This window comes from Tolypothrix sp. VBCCA 56010 (assembly GCF_050875635.1).
In the GTDB taxonomy this organism is placed as follows: Bacteria; Cyanobacteriota; Cyanobacteriia; order Cyanobacteriales; family Nostocaceae; genus Hassallia.
Genome location: NZ_JBPAOH010000615.1, coordinates 1 through 201, shown reverse-complemented (window position 1 = coordinate 201; position 201 = coordinate 1). Strand labels below are relative to the sequence as shown.

The window sequence follows — 201 nt, the reverse complement described above, 5'->3', positions numbered from 1 at the left end:
CGCAGTGCGGTGCAAAGCAGAAAATGCCGTTAAATATTCGCACTTACACCTGTGGAAGTTGTGGTTCCCAAAGAGATCGGGATGAAAACGCTGCATACAATTTCAGTAAACCAAAAAGTTTTCTCCTCAGGGCGATCGCTAAAAAATTTTGTAGTAGATGATACTTTTTATTCAGCAAATATTGAACCAGCAAGACTAGGA

Annotated in this window: 1 protein-coding gene; it reads left to right on the top strand. The window is 40.3% G+C overall.

The annotated features are described in order from the left end of the window. Nucleotides 1-161, top strand: a 161-nt coding sequence (locus AABK37_RS42520) for a zinc ribbon domain-containing protein (RefSeq protein ID WP_432557342.1), incomplete at its 5' end; no start/stop codon positions are given. Between the last annotated feature and the right edge of the window lie 40 nt (nt 162-201).